The following is a 19,031-nucleotide window of genomic DNA, read 5'->3' on the forward strand; positions in this document are numbered from 1 at the left end:
AACGCCTTGTAAACACTTTATTGCGTATTATTGCTCTGTCACCACCAATTATGAAGGAATGCCTTGTGGCTACTACAAAACAAATAATACTCCCAATTGCTGTTTTAGCAGGCGGTATTGCTTTAGCTTTCGCCTTTATGGCAATGAAAAAACCACCCGAAGAAAAGCCTGAGCAAGATTTACGCCCTTTAGTTGCAACACAAAGCATACTTTTAGATTCTATAACGCTCGATGTTAAATCGTACGGCATTGTTAAACCAAAGGACCGTACCGAGCTGATAGCACAAGTTAGTGGGCAAGTTATTTCGGTATCAGATCAATTTGTTGAAGGCGCGTTTGTAAAGCAAGGCGATATTTTAGCACGAATTGATGCAAATGATTACGAGGCAGACTTTATTGAAGCGCAAGCAGGTTTAGCTCAAGCAAGCTCAGCACTTGAAATAGAACGCGCACAAGCACATGTAGCAAAAGCTGAATGGGAGCGTATTAAATCGGACTCAAGCGAAGCTATTGCCTCAGAACTTTATTTACGTAAACCACAACTGGCCGAAAAATTAGCGCGTTACCGCTCTGCTCAAGCAAGTGTTAAACGTGCTAGCCGCAATCTTGAACGTACTTATATTAAAGCCCCATACGATGCCATTATTAATGAACGCACAATTAGCTTGGGTTCAGTAGTAAACCCAGGTAATAGTTTTGGTGCATTGAGTGCAACCTCAGTTGCAGAGGTCCGTTTACCCGTTGCCGACCAAGAACTGCAATATTTAAAAAATGGCGGCGTAGGCTCAAATGTTACATTTAACGCAGAATACGCGGGTAAGCAAACAATGTGGCAAGCCAAAGTAATTCGCACCGAAGGTGTGGTTGATCAAACAAGCCGTATGAGCTACTTGGTTGCACAACTTGCAACACCTTATGGCGATAAAACACGCCCTCTTCGTTTTGGTTCATATATTAACGCTACCATTGAAGGTCGCCCGCTTGATAACGCAATTATTGTTGCGCACCATTTAGTTAAAGATAATAAAATTGTCATTTTAAATGACGATTTAACATTGTCGTTTAAAACTCTCAATATTATACGCGAACAAAACGGCATGATTATAGCCAGCCAAGGGCTAAAAAATGGCGAGCAAATTATTACCTCAGCGCTTGAGTATCCAACTGAAGGTATGGCAGTAAAAGTTGAAGATATTGCGCCTGATAAAACTGATGTAACTCAACTTGCGCTGAAAGAGGAATAATCATGAACACTCGTGAAACAGGGTTAATAGCATGGTTTGCCCGAAATCCCGTTGCTGCCAACCTACTAATGATATTTATATTAGTGGGCGGTATTTTAATGGCGATGACCATTCGCAAACAAATGTTCCCACAGTTTGAAAGTAACTGGATAAGCGTACAAGCGGTTTACCCAGGTGCAGCCCCGCAAGAAGTTGAAGAAGGCATAACCATAAAAGTTGAGGAAAACCTCGAAGGTATTGAAGGCATTAAACGCCTAATTACTTACTCTAACCGTGGTTTTTCACAAGCGTGGATTGAAATAGAAGAACAATACAATCCACAAGAAGTACTTGATGAAATTAAAGTACAAGTTGATTCAATAAACACCTTTCCTGCGGGAATGGAGCGCCCTGTTGTTCGCCGCGATAAGTTTGAGCAAGAAGTAATGATACTCGCGCTTTATGGCGACATGAGTAACTACCAGTTAAAAGAGCTTGGCAACGATATAAAAGACGAGTTACAAGCACTGCCTCACGTGAATCTTGTTAATTTTAACGGCGGCTTAGAATACGAAATTGGTATAGAAGTCAGCCCTGATAAACTGCGCGAGTACGGCTTAACATTTAGAGATATTGCAGGCGCTGTGCAAAACTTTTCGGCCAATATGTCGGCGGGGCAAATACGCTCTGAAAACGGTTATATTTCGATGCGTGTTGAAAAACAAGCCTACCGTGGTTTTGAGTTTGAAAAACTCCCCCTTATTACCCTTGCTGATGGCGCACAAATTTATTTAGGCGATGTTGCAACTATTAATGATGGCTTTGAAGAAGGTCTGCAGTATTCAAAATACAATGGTAAAAATTCACTCTCGTTTGAAGTTAACGCATCAAAAGATCAAGATATTACCGATGTAGCAAAAGTCCTTAAAAGCTACATGGCGGCTAAAGAGCCACTTTTACCTGCAGGTGTTAAGCTATCTCCTATTGTTGATTTAACTTACTACCTTGAAGGTCGACTCGATATGATGGTCGATAACATGATTTGGGGTGGCTTGTTAGTAATGATAGTGCTGGCACTATTTTTACCGTTACGCTTGGCATTTTGGGTAATGATGGGTTTACCGGTGTCTTTTCTGGGTGCCTTTTTGTTTATGCCCATTGGCTTTTTAGACGTAACAATTAATTTAGCCTCTCTTTTTGCCTTTATACTTGTGCTCGGAATTGTTGTTGATGACGCCATTGTTGTGGGCGAGTCAGCCAGTGCCGAAATAGAAAAATACGGCCATACACTTGATAACGTAGTGCGCGGTGTTAAACGTGTTGCGATGCCAGCAACCTTTGGTGTACTAACAACTATTGCGGCATTTTTACCACAAACACTCGCAACCGGCCCTGGTGCTGCTTTTTCTAAGGCAATTGGTGGCGTGATTATTTTATGTTTGATTTTTTCACTCATTGAATCAAAACTTATTTTACCTGCGCATATTGCAGCAATGAATCCGCGTAAACCAAATCCTAAAAACCTATTACATCGCTTACGTATGGTAATTGATAGTGGTTTAAAAGGCTTTGTGAACAACTACTACCTTCCTTTTGTTAGCCGCTGTATTCACTACCGCTATACCGTAATTGTTGGCTTTATGTGTTTGCTTATTGTAAGCGCAGGTATGTTTGCAGGTGGTTTAGTTAAGTTTGTACCAAACCCTAAAATACCGCACGACTTTCCGCGTATTGATATAGAGATGAACCTTGCTTCATCTGAGCAAGCAACGCTTGAAACCGCACGTAAAATAGAAAGCGTGTTGTTAAAGGTCGATCAGCAACTACAAGAGCAATACGGTAAACCGATGATCCGCGATTTATCGGTAAGCCTGCGCGGACGAACGCAAGCAAATATTATGGCCATTTTGGTAGAGCCTGATTTACGCCCTATCGACACCTTTGCCCTAAGTGCGTTATGGCGCGAGCAAATGCCCGCTTTACCCGGCATTAAAACCATGACCATTCAAGACAGTATAATGAATGGCGGTCGAGATGATGGCGACGTTAGCTTTAAACTTGAAGGCAAAAATGTTGACGAGCTAAAAGAAGTGGCTGGTAAATTAAAAGCCAAATTACAAACAATGGAAGGCGTTGGCGACGTAAACGATTCAATGCAAAGCGCTACCGACGAAGTGCAACTTGATTTAAAACCACTCGCTTACAGCATGGGTTTAACGCTTGCTGATGTCGCATCGCAAGTTAGCTTTAGTTACTACGGCTTAGAAGCGCAGCGAATATTGCGTGAAGGCGAAGAAATTAAAGTCATGATTCGCTATCCAGAAGACGAACGTAACTCAATAAGTGACATAGCAAGTGTGCGTATTATTACGCCTACAGGCGCTGAAGTACCGCTAAGTGAAATAGCCGAAGTTAAGTTGGTTGACGGTGTAAACCGTATTCGCCGCGAAAACTCTAAACGTACTGTAAACGTATGGGCTGCGGTAAATACCGACCAAGCCGAACCATTTGCGATTGCAGAAGAAATTCGTGATGAATACTTACCAACATTACTTAAAAGCTACCCTGGCGTTACAAGTGATGTAGCTGGGCGCATTCAAGAAGAGATGGATAGTGCTTCAGAGCAGCTTCGTGACTTTGGTATATCAATGATGATTATATTTGCCTTGTTAGCGATTCCGCTTCGCTCTTACTCGCAGCCACTTATTATAATGTCGGTTATTCCGTTTGGTGTAGTTGGCGCGATGTTTGGGCATATGATTTTAGGCATGACCATGAGTAGCTTATCGATGTTTGGCATTATTGCTGTAGCGGGTGTGGTCGTAAATGACTCCCTCGTTATGGTTGATTTTGTAAACAAAGCCCGCGCTGAAGGTGTTTCGATTAAGGATGCTGTAATGCAAGCCGGTGCTCGTCGCTTTAGAGCGATATTACTCACCTCAATCACTACCTTTATTGGTGTAATGCCAATTATTTTTGAAACGAGTTTACAAGCTAAAATTGTTATCCCGATGGCTGTATCACTTGCTTTTGGTGTGTTATTTGCCACAGTAATTACACTAATACTTATACCGTGCCAGTATGTTGCACTAGAAGATGCTAAACGATTAGTACGTAAAATGCGTGGCAAGCCGCCGCTAGTAGATGCCCAACCAGCGCCTACTAATAGCTAAATTAAGTAACATCCCAACCAAAAAAGCTCGGCATATTATGTCGAGCTTTTTATTTTTAGCTTAAAAATGATATTCACCTATTTGCCAAGTCTTTATCTTACTGATAGTTTGACTCTATAAATATAACCCTCAAAAGGAATAATGATGGGCACACTTCAACTTATTTTATTTATTGTATTTGCTGTACTAACCACAATTGGCTACAAAAAGAATAACCGCAACTTAATGCTATTAGGCGCCGTTGCAATATCGTTTGCGTTTGTAGGGCTCGACTTTTTAATCGGCGTAGATGAAGGGATATCAGGCATTAATTAATCAATAAAAATTTTAGCTTGAAAATTAAAGGGACTTTAATGCGCTTATACATACTGATTATTTCTTTAGTTATTTTTTTAAGTGGTTGCCAGAGCTATATCGCTTATCAAATAACTAAGCCTCCTGAGAAAGTTCTCCCTAAAGAATTTGAGAGCTCTATCGCTTTATCTGGAGCACAAACCCATTACTGTAGCAGCGAAATAGATTGTCTTGATTTTAGGGTTATTTCACCTAAGGATATTGATAATTATCTACTAAGTGGCAATACGTTAACATTAACTTTAATTAGTAAAGGAAGCACTGAAGACGATACTTTTGAATATCAACTCAATGCTGATAACTTACCGAGTAAGTCAAACGATGGGCTTTTAATTATTTTTCCGGGATATGGCGTAAATAGTTTGGTTTATACCATGCAAGCCCGATGGCTTAGCCATATCACTGGAAAGAATGTAATAGTGATGCCTGCAAGTAATCAATACGATGAATTTAAGTATGGCTTAAACTCCCTTGATTTATTAGTAAAATATATAAATGAACACCAATACACCGACATTTCATTGCTTAGTTACTCAATGGGTGCAGTTGCAAGCATCGACCTCACAACCAAACTCAATATTAATAAGCATATACTTTTTGCTCCAATGATTAATTTTGAAGCCGCACTAAGAACAATTGCTAAGTTATCATACCCTGTTTATAGCAAACTGTTAGGTGATGATTATATAAACGAAGTCGCGGCTAAGGTAATTGAAAAAAGTAAAGTACCTCTTAATAAACTCGACATATTAAGTAATCTAAATAAGACCCCTCATGCAAGGCAAACTTACATCTTTTCAAGTAATGCAGACAAAGTGAGTCCATATAATGGGTTGCTTACTCTTAGTAACCCAAAAGTGAGCATTTATGAGGTAAAAGATTTAAATCACCTTGAAATGGTTTCTTTAATATCCGCACAACAAAGGAATGTGCTCCTTTCCTTGCTTGATGGATAACTTTGGCGACAGTCCTAATAATTGAGAGAAATATTGCTCGTTTTTTATCCCTAATACGTTATGGTATTTAAATAATAAATAGACATAATAAAGTTAAGGAACAGCCATGAATACATCTCCCTCTGAACACATTCCTCAAGAAGCCTTTGATTGGTATGACGAATACGCCCACGGTTTAATGGACCGACGTACTTTTATGAAAAAACTCGGTGGCCTTGCTGCTCTTGGCTTTTCGATGGCTGTACTTACATCAGCATTATTACCTAACTATGCACTTGCTGAACAAGTATCCTTTAATGACGATGATATTAAAGCAACATACGAAGAATTCGATTCGCCAGACGGGCACGGTAAAGGCAAAGGTTACTTAGCAACCCCTAAAAACATAGAAGGTAAGCTTCCTGTTGTTCTTGTGATACACGAAAACCGTGGATTAAACCCATACGTAAAGGATGTAGCAAGACGCTTAGCGAAGGTAGGCTTTATTGCATTTGCACCCGATGCGCTATTTCCACTGGGTGGCTACCCTGGTAATGATGATGAAGGACGCGCTATGCAAAAAACCATGGATCGCGCTAAAATTCAAAACGATTTTGTAGCCGCAGCACACTTTTTAAAATCGCATGCTAACAGTAACGGTAAGTTAGGCGCTGTCGGTTTTTGTTTTGGCGGCTACATTGTTAATTATTTAGCGGCAGTAGATAGCAACTTAATTAGCGCCGGAGTGCCTTTTTACGGTACTCCAGCCAGCGAAAGTTTACGTAAAAATATTAAAGCACCATTAATGATTCAATTAGGCGAGCTGGATAAACGTGTAAACGCGTCGTGGCCACAGTACGAACAAGATTTAAAAGCTAATAACGTTGAATACACTATGCATATGTATAAAGGGGCAAATCATGGATTTCATAACGACTCTACAGGTCGATATGATAAAGACAATGCTGAGCTTGCATGGCAACGTACCGTTGAGTTTTTTAATAAAAAGCTAAGTTAGCTAATAAAAAATAGTGCCACCAGCTCTAAGCCGGTGGCACTATTAAAAATACTTGGTTTTTTAACAACTTTAAACTTTTTTGCTACGCATAACTAATAACGACAACAAAACGAGCAAATAAATACTCAAAGAGCCACCGCTGCTAGAGCCATCTTTATTTTCGACTTTTGCAATTTTTTCTTCTTTAACACGTGTTTTAAAGCTTGCTAGTTCTGCATCTAAATTAGTACTCATATCACTAACCGCTAGATTAAAACCTTCAGCCGACTTTTCAGATAACGTTTCATCAATACCTATTGCTGTTGTTCTTTTTTCAAGCTTACTTATACCAGGTGCTCTAAATAGCATTTTTCTACTTTTAATATCAAAAACAGCTGTATCCACAAAGGTTTGAATTGTATTTTCATTACCTGGAATAACGTACATACCCACTATTGTCCAATAAAGTAAGGCTGCATTATTTTCATACGATTGCGTAACTTGATCATATGAAACCAGTGCCATTACATCTACATCGTAAAGCCGTCCAACTTGCTCGAGTGTTGCAAAACCGTCACCTCCTTTTAAATAGGTACTTGGTATAACTTCAATGCGGTCAATGTAATCATATTGTAGAAATGACTTTTTTACTTTTTCGAGTAACTCGACTTGGTTTTGGGCCTCTAACCCGTCTGGCTGCCAGTTTTTAGACGGTACAAATGCAATTCCAACAGTAACAGGGAGTTTTAAAACAGGTATCTCAGGTTTATAGTTAGAGCGGCTTTGTTGATCAGGATATAAGAAGTCCATTAAGCTACTAGATTGCGTATTTTTACCTGTATTGTTGCTCACAAACGAACTACAAGAAGCAAGTAAGGTCGCCATAAAAATGATTATATATTTATTAAATCCCACATTTATTCCTTTTTATTTTTAATTTAATTCAGTTACGTGCCAAAGCTCACCCGATGGTCCCCATAAGTAAATAACGCTACCCCAAGGGTCTAGGGCGTGTTGACCTTTGGTGGTTGAATTTGCAGCTGTGTGTTTGGTATTTAGGCAAGGCAGAGCCTATGATATGTGGTTGTTCCCCATACATAGGCGATAACGTAGCATAAAGACCAAACATACGCTGCCCTTTGGGTTCTTTCTAGGGGCGATTGACTCTTTGTTGCTCGGTTTTTACTTAGCCCACTAGGTTACAAACCCTGCGCCGCGATTAAATCGCCCCTAGATTGAACAAATTTCAATCCATAAAGTTCAACACGCCCTCGTTTTATACCCTCAAAGCGGATATCAAAACCGTTTAAATTACTAATGAGTTCGTATGCTTCATCTATATTTAACACACAAAGTTGCAGCATTAAGTTTTCAGCAAACGTTTTATTATAATAACGCTGTAAAAAGAACGTACATTCGCCAAAGGTACACACACATAAATCATTTGAGGCATCTTCAATCTTAAATCCAAGCGCTTTATAAAAGCGCTGAGATTGCTCATGATTTTTACAGGGAATAAAAATTCTAATATCATCAACTTGCATAACTCTTCCTTAATTAGCTCAGTACGCTTTTATCAATAATTCCTTTATTTACCAACTGCTGCAGAATAGCTTGGGATTTTGCTCTGCATGCATCACGTAGTAAACGCACCGCAGGGGTTATTGACTGCCTACTTGGGCAAATAAGCCAAAGTTCACCATTAACATGTTGATAATTTGGCATAACAGTAACTACCCTGTCATTGAGTAAATCGTCGGCTATATCAAGTGCCGACTTTACAGCTAAGCCCTTACCCGCAACGCACCAGCGCCTGACTAAATCGCCATCGTTTGAGGCGCGCCTGCCATCCATTTTAACTTTATATTTTGATTCACCATCACTGAATTCCCACGTATTATTTATAATATCCTGCAACTGATAAAACAAACCTTGATGCGACGCTAAATCATCAGGATGCACGGGAGTCCCGTTTTGTAAGAGGTATTCGTGAGTTGCACATAATAAGCGCGGTACGTTATAAATTTTAAAACCATAAACGTTAGCATCATTAGGCGAGCCATAACGAAGTGCTATATCAACTGAGTCACGGTAAAAGTCGATATTACTATCACTTATATGGGTTCTTAAACTTAGCTTTGGATAAGTGTCCATGAGTTCATCAATCCATGGGATCACCAAGTTACGCCCTAAGTCAGATGAAAGTGCAACACGCAATTCGCCTTCTATTTCGTCGTGTTCACCTTTAAGGTTTTGTTTTGCGAGCTCAAGCACTGCTAAAGCCTGTTCACATTGTGGTATGTAGCGCTCCCCAGCAGCCGACAACCTCAAATGACGTGTGGTACGAACAAACAGCTCGCTACCAAGCGCTGACTCCACGCGTTTAATAGCGGCGCTTGCTGTGGCTGTACGCATATCTAACTTAGCAGCTGCTAGCGTAATACTTCTAAACTCAGCGACTTTTAAAATAAGTTTTAAATCTTCTATGTTCATATTATCTATTTATATTTGATAATGATTCAACGATTATGCGGTTTATCTACATTAAAGCAAGGTCTACTATATATCTATCAGCTAGCCAAAACATGGCTTGCACCTTATATGTAAACAAATTAGGACATTTATTATGAAAGCTATTGGTTATAAAAAATCTCTTCCTGTTACTAATCCTGAATCGTTAATTGATGTTGAATTACCACAGCCAGTTGCAACAGGTCGCGACTTATTAATTAAAGTTAAAGCAATTGCAGTTAACCCAGCAGATTACAAAGTGCGTGCATCTATGCCCCCTGCTGAGGGTGAAGTAAAAGTTATTGGTTGGGATGCAGTTGGCGAAGTGGTTGCAACAGGTGAAGCTGTTACAGGCTTTAAACCAGGTGATGCGGTTTATTACGCAGGTGATATTACTCGCCCAGGTAGTAATGCAGAATTTCAATTAGTGGATGAGCGCATTGTAGGGTTTAAACCGCAGAGCTTAAACGATGCTGAAGCTGCTGCATTACCACTTACTGCAATAACAGCGTACGAATTATTATTTGAGCATTTAAACATTGTAAAACAAGCAGCTGATGCAAAAACAAAATCAGACGAAGTTATTTTAGTAACAGGTGCCGCAGGCGGCGTTGGCTCTATTTTTATTCAGCTTGCTAAAGCGATTACTGGCGCAACGGTGATTGCCACGGCATCGCGCGAAAGCTCTCAAGCATGGGTTAAAAAACTAGGCGCAGATTATGTCGTTGACCATACAAAACCATTACCTGCTCAAATTGACGCGTTAAACATTGGCTCGGTAACACATGTAGCAAGCCTGCATAGTACTGATACTTACTTTGAAGCGTATACAGAGGTACTTGCACCATTTGGTAAAATTGCAATGATTGACGATCCTGAGTCATTAGATGTTAGCAAATTAAAAATGAAGAGTTTATCTCTACATTGGGAATTTATGTTTGCCCGTTCAATGTTTAATGCCAAAGATTTAATTGAGCAAAGTAAGTTATTAAATCATGTTGCCGATTTGATTGACCAAGGCTACATTCAAACCACAATTGGTAAAAACTTAGGCACTATAAATGCGGCTAACCTGCGTATTGCACACACAGAACTTGAAGAAGGTCGCTCTATTGGCAAAATAGTGTTGGAAGGTTTTTAATTCTATAAATATTACACGCCTTATTTATACCTGAATTGATTAAAGGCGCCAATGCAATTGGCGTCTCCAGCCAATATTTCGGGGTGGCTTTTGCTGTATTTATATTTATTAAAGAAACTATTACCTAATAATATTTGATAATGATTCAACCATATACCTGTTTATCATATTGTAATAATCCTCTACTATCCGCACATAGCTATATTGATAAGCCTTACGTTACGTAGATATATCGATTGTATAAAGTAAGTAGAGTGATTTAAAAGCACGATATTATTTTTGTAATAAATTTTTAAAAGGGTTTGTTTTTACTAAAACTGACTCAACATAGTAAATACTGGTAAAACACCTACTCAATGGAAAAACTAATGACTCACCCTATTATTAATGACTTAGAAAAGCGCTACACAGCAAAACGTTATGATGCAACGAAACGTGTATCTCAAGACGATTTAGCCGTTATTTACGAAGCTATGCGCCTGTCTCCTTCATCTATTAACTCGCAGCCTTGGAAATTCATCGTAATTGAATCAGATGAGGCTAAAGAGCGTATGCATAGTACATTTGCTAATAAATTTGCGTTTAACCAGCCACACATTAAAACAGCTTCGCATATAATATTATTTGCTCACAACCCTAAATATACCCGCGATGATTACGCACAAATCATTGATGCAGATATTAAAAATGGTCGTACTAAAGCAGAAAATCGCGAACAAGCTTTTGGTGCTTACGCGTTTGTTGATATGAATACTGATGAGCAAGGCAATAATGAAGAGTGGACTAAAGCACAAACTTACATTGCACTGGGTAACACTATGCATGCAGCTGCACGTTTAGGCATTGACTCTACTCCAATGGAAGGCGTAGATGCCGAGTTGATTGGCGAAGTTTTTGAAAAAGAACTCGATGGTTACGTGTGCGACGTAGCATTAGTACTTGGCTATCACGATAGCGCAGAAGATTATAATGCTAAATTACCTAAATCTCGCTTGGCAAAAGAGCAAGTTATTCAGGTTTTATAAGTAATACGTTATAAACTTAAATGATAACAATATTAAAAAACCACTTATTTAAATAAGTGGTTTTTTGCTTTAAAGCAGTTTAACTTACTTGAAGCTGCGCAGCCTGAATGTATTGCACTAAATCCTCAATAGAAACCACAGTCATATTATGTTTATTAGCATAATCACTCACCTCAGGTAAGCGCGCCATTGAACCATCTGGATTTGTTAGTTCGCAAATTACGCCAAATGGCTTTAAGCCGGCAAGCTGCATTAAATCAACGGATGCTTCGGTATGACCACGACGAACTAATACTCCGCCCGTTTGTGCTTTTAAACCAAATACATGCCCAGGGCGCGATAAATCACTTGGTTTAGCGTTATCGCCTGTCGCTGCTTTTATAGTAGTTACTCTATCAGCAGCAGACACGCCTGTTGTAACGCCATGCTTAGCTTCAATAGTGACTGTATAAGCGGTGTTATTTTGACTTGTGTTGTGGGTTACCATTTGCGGTAAGTCGAGCTGTTTAATGCGCTCCTCCCCCATGCATAAGCAAACAATACCGCTGCCTTCGCGGATCATTTCGGCCATTTGAGAAGTCGTTAAATGCTCAGCTGAAAATACAAAGTCGCCTTCATTTTCACGGTTTTCATCATCAACAACAAGTACGCCTTGCCCTTGCTGTAGTGCAGCAATTGCGCTTTGTACGCGGATATGGCTTTCGCCGAATTGAGTAAGTAGAGACTGAATCATCATTATATTCCAAATAAAAAATAATAGATTCAGGACTGTGAAAGGATCAGTAATATATCGCTTTAAATTTAAAACGATCACTACCAAAATAGCTTAAATAAAATAACAAAAAGCACGCAGCAAAAAGCAGCACACACTGTTATACCAACGGCATTAAATTAGTGACCTATTATAACGCTAGAAAAATAGCTCACTTAACGCGATACAATGATCGTGTCTTTAATAAAATTGGTATTAGTATAATAAGCCATATTCTCTTTCATCCGGACTGTAACCGTCGGCTCTGGCATCTCACCAGATCTGCTTGACCTTTACTGAACCTAAGTTAAATAAAGCGCTCGCGGGCTCGTTTAAGTTATAAATAACATTAAACATACCGCCGGTGGGGAATTTCGCCCCGCCCTGAGAATGTACTTTTATAACTAAAGCGCTATAAAAGCGGGCTTATTATACCCTTTAACTTAATTACTTATCAAAGGTAAGTGAATAAACTTCTAACAAAGCTCGGTATTTAATGAGGCTTTGACTACTTTACCTTCATTTATATCAGCGGTGATTGTACAAGTAGCGCCGTTTACTAAATTTAAGTTAGGTGGAGCATGACCAATATCGGCATCAATAATCACAGGAAATAAACACCCACCTAGTGCAACATCAAGCGCGTGGCGGTAATCAAAAGAAGCATCTTGACCTTGAGTGATCACGCTGCGACCAATAATAATACCGTTTATATCGTCAAATATACCTGCTAATTTTAATGAAAGTAAAAACCGTGCAACGGTTGTTGGCGTCAGCTCTGAGTTTTCTAGGTATAAAATAAGCCCTTCGGGTGCACTGTGTTTTTTAAATTCATGTAGTGCCAAAAATGGAGAGTCGAGTAATAAGCCAACTGTGTCTAAACAGCCACCAAATAAGCGACCCGACATTTCAATAGTGCGTGCATCAAAGTAATTTAAACACTGCCACTGAGTAACTTCTGTGTGTTCAAACAATGCATTTGGGTTTTGTACGTAATCAGGTCTATTTTTTTGATAATGCGATGACGGGGCTTGCTCAAATTTGCTACCTGCTTCATAACTTAGTGTTTCAAATATTTGCAGGCAATAAGGACTTTTTTCGTCAGGATGTAACTGCATAAGATTAGCGCTGTGTAGTGTTGCCCATTGGCATTTTGCCGTGAGTGCGCATGCAATGGTGCTTACATCAGAGAACCCAACTAACCATTTAGGCTTTGCTTCTTTAATTGCATTAAAATCAAGTAGGGGCAGTATTTCCATTGCAAGCTCGCCACCAAATGGAGGCATAATTGCATCTATCTCATCATCTAATAAAAAACCCATTAACTGCTGAGCGTGCGCTTTAGCGTTAAGCTGTCCATGCGGTTTGCTTTGACGTAAAAACTCTCCTTCAACAACATCATACCCTCGATGTTTTAATCCATTAATAACAATGTCTAACCGTGCATGGTACTTTTCTTTAAGGCCTGATGAAAGTGAACAAATTGCTATTTTTGATCCTACTTTTAAAGGCGCTGGGTAAAGTATATTAGGCATATATTTTCCTTTTTAGAGAATACGTTAATACCAATTACATTAAATCAGCGAGTTATTTGATGCGCTAAATGCTCATGTTTTTAATAAATTGATATAAGTACCTACTATACCAACATAGACCATATTTATAGAATATGAATACTGTACAAACGCGCCTACCATTAAAGGTTAAATTACAGACATAAAAAAACCGATGTAATTACATCGGTTTTTATTTAAAAACGTTAAAGTGAGTTATGCGTTAAAGATACTCAACTTCAATGATTTCGAACTCAACAATACCTTTTGGCGTTTGAATAGACACTGCGTCGTCCATTTGTTTACCAATTAAGCCACGTGCAATCGGTGAGTTAACAGATATTAAGTTGTTTTTAATATTTGCTTCGTCATCGCCCACAATACGGTATTTTACTTCAGCATCGGTTTCTATATTTACAATAGTTACCGTAGTGCCAAAAATAACTCTACCGGTATTTGGCATTTTAGTTACGTCGATAATTTGAACATTTGAAAGTTTAGCTTCAATTTCTTGAATACGCCCTTCACAAAAACCCTGTTGCTCACGCGCAGCGTGGTATTCAGCGTTTTCTTTTAAGTCACCATGTTCACGTGCAACCGCAATATCACTTACGATTTTAGGACGGGTAACTGTTTTTAATTCGTTAAGCTCTTTACGCAGTAAATCTGCGCCACGAACTGTCATCGGAATTGATTGCATACTTTTCTCACTTAACACCAAGGCCCTAGTTGGCCTTGGCACATTTCCTTAGTTCAATCGCAGATGTAGCTCTTGAACTGACGTCACTTTGCTGCGGTCATCTGCTTTATTAGCAGTACAGTTAGCGAATGCCGCGTTCAAGGTTGTCGTATAGTTGGTTTTATTTTGCAATGCACCACGACGTAACACCTTCGAATCTTCGATCGCTTGGCGACCTTCGGTGGTATTAACGATATAGCTGTACTCTTTATTCTTGATATAATCAAGAATATGCGGGCGGCCTTCATATACTTTGTTTACACGTCGTACTTCAATGCCAGCTTCTTCAAGAGCTTGTGCCGTGCCACCAGTTGCGTCAAGTTCAAAACCTAAGTCGGTCATGATTTTGGCTAATTCAACAATACGTGGCTTATCGCTATTACGAACAGATAATAGCGCGCGACCACCGCGTGGTAAAGTGTTGCTTGCACCTAATTGTGCTTTTGCGAATGCTTCGGCGAAAGTATCACCAACACCCATCACTTCACCTGTTGAACGCATCTCAGGACCACGGATTGGATCCACACCCTGAAACTTAGCAAATGGTAAAACAACTTCTTTAACGCTGTAGTAAGGAGGGATCACTTCTTTAGTAATACCTTGGCTTGCTAAAGACTGACCAGCCATACAACGTGCAGCTACTTTTGCAAGCGCCACACCGGTTGCTTTAGATACAAACGGTACAGTACGTGCAGCACGTGGGTTAACTTCGATTAAGTACACTTTGTCTTCTTTTACTGCAAACTGTGTATTCATCAAGCCAACAACACCAAGTTCAAGCGCCATGTCGGTTACTTGCTTGCGCATTACATCTTGCACTTCTTGTGATAAAGAATGTGCTGGTAATGAACAGGCTGAGTCACCCGAGTGAACACCCGCTTGCTCAATGTGCTCCATGATACCGCCGATAATTACTTGCTCGCCGTCGCAAATTGCGTCAACGTCAACTTCAATCGCGTTATCTAAAAAACGGTCCAGTAATACAGGTGCTTCGTTTGATGCTTGTACAGCTTCGGTCATGTAGCGACGTAAATCATCTTCGTCGTATACAATTTCCATTGCACGACCACCTAGTACGTACGACGGGCGTACAACTAATGGGAAGCCAATTTCAACTGACTTAAGTAAGGCTTCTTCGGTTGAAGTTACTGTTGCATTTTCTGGCTGAAGTAAGTTTAAACGCTCAACAAGTTGTTGGAAACGTTCGCGGTCTTCTGCACGGTCAATCGCATCAGGTGAAGTACCAATCACTGGTACGCCATTGGCTTCAAGCTCACGCGCTAGCTTAAGTGGTGTTTGACCACCGTACTGTACGATAACGCCTTTTGGCTTTTCAACACGTACGATTTCGAGTACGTCTTCAAGCGTAATTGGTTCAAAGTATAACCTGTCAGATGTATCGTAATCGGTAGATACCGTTTCAGGGTTACAGTTAACCATAATAGTTTCGTAACCGTCTTCGCGAAGCGCAAGCGAGGCATGTACACAACAGTAATCAAACTCAATACCTTGACCGATACGGTTTGGACCACCACCAATAACCATGATTTTATCACGATCTGTTGGGTTAGCTTCACACTCTTCATCGTAAGTTGAGTACATGTAAGCAGTGTCTGAGCTAAATTCTGCTGCACACGTATCAACACGTTTGTATACTGGCACGATGTTTAATAAATGACGTTTTTTACGAATTTCAGCTTCAGATACACCTGCAATTTCTGCTATACGCGGATCTGCAAAGCCTTTGCGTTTTAGTTTACGTAGGAAGTCAGCATTTAAACCCGCCATGCCTACTTTCGCTATTTTTGCTTCGTCTTTTAAAATGTCTTCTATTTGTACTAAGAACCAGCGGTTAACTTTAGTCAGTTCGTAAACATCATCAACACTCATGCCATGGCGCATTGCATCGGCAATGTACCAAATACGCTCAGCGCCTGGCTCGCGTAGTTCACGAATTATTTTTTCTTTTGCTTTAGGATCATCAAGCGCAACTATCGGGTTAAATCCCGTTGCACCCACTTCAAGACCACGTAATGCTTTGTGTAATGATTCTTGTTGGTTACGACCAATTGCCATTACTTCGCCAACTGATTTCATTTGCGTAGTTAAACGGTCGTTTGCACCGGCAAATTTTTCAAAGTTAAAGCGAGGAATTTTTGTAACAACGTAATCGATTGAAGGTTCAAAAGACGCGGGAGTTTTGCCACCAGTAATGTCGTTTTGAAGTTCATCAAGCGTGTAACCTACTGCTAGTTTTGCTGCAATTTTAGCAATTGGGAAACCCGTTGCTTTTGATGCTAATGCAGATGAACGTGATACACGTGGGTTCATCTCAATGATAACCATACGGCCATCTTCAGGATTAATACCAAACTGCACGTTAGAACCGCCAGTTTCTACACCAATTTCACGTAATACTGCCATAGAGGCGTTACGCATAATTTGGTATTCTTTGTCGGTTAGCGTTTGCGCTGGTGCAACGGTGATTGAATCGCCAGTGTGAACACCCATAGGGTCAAAGTTTTCAATGGTACAAACAATAATACAGTTGTCGTTTTTATCACGTACAACTTCTGTTTCGTACTCTTTCCAACCAATCAGTGATTCATCAATTAGTAATTCGTTCGTTGGCGATAAATCTAAGCCACGTTCACAAATTTCTTCAAACTCTTCTAAGTTATACGCTACACCGCCGCCGGTGCCGCCCATAGTAAAAGAAGGCCTGATAATACATGGTAAACCAATCCGCGTTATGATGTCTTTGGCTTCATCCATAGAGTGAGCAATCTCAGCACGAGGACATTCAAGACCAATATTTTTCATTGCTACGTCAAAGCGTTCACGGTTTTCTGCTTTGTCGATTGCATCAGCTGTTGCACCAATTAGTTCAACGCCATGTTTAGCCAATACACCGTGCTTGTCTAGTTCAAGCGCACAGTTTAATGCCGTTTGACCACCCATTGTAGGCAGTACTGCATCTGGCTTTTCTTTTTCAATAATTTTTTCTACCACTTCCCAGTGAATTGGTTCGATGTATGTTGCATCGGCCATATCAGGGTCGGTCATGATAGTTGCAGGGTTTGAGTTAACTAATATAACTCTGTAGCCTTCTTCTCTAAGTGCTTTACACGCTTGAGCACCAGAGTAGTCAAATTCACAAGCTTGACCAATTACAATTGGGCCTGCGCCTAAGATAAGAATGCTTTTTATGTCGGTACGTTTTGGCATTATTACTCCAGTTAAATTAGTGTTTACGCGCTTGCATCAAATCGATGAAGTGGTCAAATAATGGGGCTGCATCGTGCGGACCAGGGCTTGCTTCAGGGTGACCCTGGAAGCTAAACGCAGGTTTATCTGTACGATGAATACCTTGAAGCGTTCCATCAAATAACGATTTGTGCGTGGCACGAAGCGTACTTGGCAGGCTTGACTCTTGAGCTGCAAAACCATGGTTTTGAGCTGTGATCATAACTACATCGCGGTCTAGGTCTTTAACTGGGTGGTTAGCGCCGTGGTGGCCAAATTTCATTTTTTCTGTTTTAGCACCTGAGGCAAGGGCTAATAACTGATGACCTAAACAGATACCAAAAATTGGTGTGTCGGTTTCTAAAAAGGTTTTAATTGCATCAATAGCGTAAGTACATGGCTCAGGATCGCCAGGGCCATTAGATAGGAAGATACCACCAGGGTTTAAAGCCAGTACGTCAGCGGCAGAGGTTTGCGCTGGTACTACTGTAAGTTTACAACCACGGTCTACAAGCATACGTAAAATATTACGCTTTACACCGAAGTCGTAGGCAACAACATGAAACTTTTCATCAGCAGCATCAAGGGTTTTAAATCCTTCGCCTAATGTCCAGCTTGATTCGCGCCACTCAAAATTTTCCTTGGTTGAGACAACTTTTGCTAAATCCATACCTTTTAAGCCTGGGAAGGCTTGCGCGGCTTGTAGCGCTTTATTTTCGTCTAGCTCGTCGCCAGCAATAATACACCCGTTTTGTGCGCCTTTATCACGCAAAATTCGAGTTAACTTTCTGGTGTCGATGTCCGCAATACCTAAAATATTACGTTCTTTTAAGTAATCATCTAACGATTGCTCGTTACGAAAATTACTTGCTAGCAGTGGCAAATCACGGATCACTAGGCCTTTAGCCCAAATTTGATTCGCTTCTTCGTCTTCGCTGTTGGTACCCGTATTACCGATATGTGGGTACGTCAAAGTTACGATTTGTTCCGCGTATGATGGATCAGTCAAAATTTCTTGATAACCAGTCATAGACGTATTGAATACTACTTCACCGACTGACATGCCGTCAGCGCCGATTGCAGTACCGCGAAACACTGTGCCGTCTTCTAGGACTAACAGAGCGGATTTAGTCAAGTTAAACCTCCTAACAGTAAAAAACGGGAGTAAGCAATTGCTTAACACCCCGCCAATACCCAGAGGGATCGTCAAAACCAGATTTCTGTGAGCTTAAATTGTTTTACGCAGTCTTAAATGATGCAGATGTAAAGCATTCAACCTTCAATCATTTTTTCTTGCCTAAAACTATTTTTATTCCCACTGAAACCCCGGATTTACTAGCCACTTGGGTATAATTGGAAACACGCATTTAGTAATTTTTGGCA

The 19,031-nt window shown here is 40.2% G+C and carries 15 protein-coding genes and 1 riboswitch; of the genes, 7 read left to right on the forward strand and 8 right to left on the reverse strand.

Going from position 1 to position 19,031, the window contains the following annotated elements; all coding sequences use genetic code 11:
* The first annotated feature begins 65 nt into the window (after positions 1–65).
* The 5 genes from I6F43_RS16545 (at position 66) to I6F43_RS16565 (ending at position 6,703) form a co-directional block, all read left to right on the forward strand.
* Complete coding sequence (locus I6F43_RS16545; protein WP_165722539.1) at positions 66–1,244, forward strand: efflux RND transporter periplasmic adaptor subunit; 1,179 nt, start codon at positions 66–68, stop codon at positions 1,242–1,244.
* Positions 1,245–1,246: 2 nt separating this feature from the next.
* Positions 1,247–4,396, forward strand: a complete 3,150-nt coding sequence (locus I6F43_RS16550) for an efflux RND transporter permease subunit (protein ID WP_197103241.1) — start codon at positions 1,247–1,249, stop codon at positions 4,394–4,396.
* Between the two features lie 144 nt (positions 4,397–4,540).
* Positions 4,541–4,711 (forward strand): hypothetical protein, encoded by a 171-nt coding sequence (locus tag I6F43_RS16555; RefSeq protein ID WP_165722537.1) that lies wholly within the window; start codon positions 4,541–4,543, stop codon positions 4,709–4,711.
* Between the two features lie 38 nt (positions 4,712–4,749).
* The gene (locus tag I6F43_RS16560; protein ID WP_197103243.1) at positions 4,750–5,706 is read left to right on the forward strand and encodes an alpha/beta hydrolase; all 957 of its coding nucleotides are present in this window, start codon (positions 4,750–4,752) and stop codon (positions 5,704–5,706) included.
* 106 nt (positions 5,707–5,812) lie between these two features.
* Positions 5,813–6,703 carry a dienelactone hydrolase family protein gene (locus I6F43_RS16565; RefSeq protein WP_165722535.1) on the forward strand — a complete coding sequence of 297 codons (891 nt, stop codon included), beginning with the start codon at positions 5,813–5,815 and terminating at the stop codon, positions 6,701–6,703.
* A gap of 69 nt (positions 6,704–6,772) precedes the next feature.
* Here I6F43_RS16565 and rhlP read toward each other — a convergent pair whose 3' ends face one another.
* The 3 genes from rhlP to I6F43_RS16580 form a co-directional block, all read right to left on the reverse strand.
* A complete protein-coding gene (gene rhlP, locus I6F43_RS16570; protein WP_197103272.1) occupies positions 6,773–7,567 on the reverse strand; it encodes a rhombotarget lipoprotein in 795 nt (264 codons plus the stop codon).
* A gap of 314 nt (positions 7,568–7,881) precedes the next feature.
* Complete coding sequence (locus I6F43_RS16575; RefSeq protein WP_231614103.1) at positions 7,882–8,226, reverse strand: lactoylglutathione lyase; 345 nt, start codon at positions 8,224–8,226, stop codon at positions 7,882–7,884.
* A 13-nt stretch (positions 8,227–8,239) separates the two neighbouring features.
* Positions 8,240–9,175 carry a LysR family transcriptional regulator gene (locus I6F43_RS16580; protein WP_197103245.1) on the reverse strand — a complete coding sequence of 312 codons (936 nt, stop codon included), beginning with the start codon at positions 9,173–9,175 and terminating at the stop codon, positions 8,240–8,242.
* A 133-nt stretch (positions 9,176–9,308) separates the two neighbouring features.
* On the opposite strand from I6F43_RS16580, the gene I6F43_RS16585 reads away from it, so the two are divergent.
* Both I6F43_RS16585 and I6F43_RS16590 read left to right on the forward strand, forming a co-directional pair.
* On the forward strand, positions 9,309–10,334 hold the full coding sequence (locus tag I6F43_RS16585) for a zinc-binding alcohol dehydrogenase family protein (RefSeq protein WP_197103246.1): 1,026 nt from the start codon (positions 9,309–9,311) through the stop codon (positions 10,332–10,334).
* A gap of 368 nt (positions 10,335–10,702) precedes the next feature.
* A complete protein-coding gene (locus I6F43_RS16590) occupies positions 10,703–11,359 on the forward strand; it encodes a nitroreductase family protein (protein ID WP_024592671.1) in 657 nt (218 codons plus the stop codon).
* 79 nt (positions 11,360–11,438) lie between these two features.
* Here the strand turns inward: I6F43_RS16590 and ribB are convergent, their stop codons facing one another.
* The 5 genes from ribB to carA all read right to left on the reverse strand — a co-directional run bounded on the left by ribB (position 11,439) and on the right by carA (position 18,783).
* Positions 11,439–12,092 (reverse strand): 3,4-dihydroxy-2-butanone-4-phosphate synthase, encoded by a 654-nt coding sequence (ribB, locus tag I6F43_RS16595; RefSeq protein WP_024592672.1) that lies wholly within the window; start codon positions 12,090–12,092, stop codon positions 11,439–11,441.
* Between the two features lie 247 nt (positions 12,093–12,339).
* Positions 12,340–12,506, reverse strand: a riboswitch (FMN riboswitch).
* Between the two features lie 80 nt (positions 12,507–12,586).
* On the reverse strand, positions 12,587–13,645 hold the full coding sequence (locus tag I6F43_RS16600) for a S66 family peptidase (RefSeq protein ID WP_197103248.1): 1,059 nt from the start codon (positions 13,643–13,645) through the stop codon (positions 12,587–12,589).
* A gap of 241 nt (positions 13,646–13,886) precedes the next feature.
* Positions 13,887–14,363: a transcription elongation factor GreA gene (gene greA / locus I6F43_RS16605; RefSeq protein WP_010553419.1), complete on the reverse strand. Its 477-nt coding sequence runs from the start codon at positions 14,361–14,363 to the stop codon at positions 13,887–13,889.
* A 48-nt stretch (positions 14,364–14,411) separates the two neighbouring features.
* A complete protein-coding gene (gene carB, locus I6F43_RS16610) occupies positions 14,412–17,630 on the reverse strand; it encodes a carbamoyl-phosphate synthase large subunit (RefSeq protein WP_121955296.1) in 3,219 nt (1,072 codons plus the stop codon).
* 16 nt (positions 17,631–17,646) lie between these two features.
* Complete coding sequence (gene carA, locus I6F43_RS16615) at positions 17,647–18,783, reverse strand: glutamine-hydrolyzing carbamoyl-phosphate synthase small subunit (RefSeq protein ID WP_197103250.1); 1,137 nt, start codon at positions 18,781–18,783, stop codon at positions 17,647–17,649.
* Between the last annotated feature and the right edge of the window lie 248 nt (positions 18,784–19,031).

The organism is Pseudoalteromonas sp. NZS71_1, from assembly GCF_015864305.1.
Lineage (GTDB): Bacteria > Pseudomonadota > Gammaproteobacteria > Enterobacterales > Alteromonadaceae > Pseudoalteromonas > Pseudoalteromonas arctica.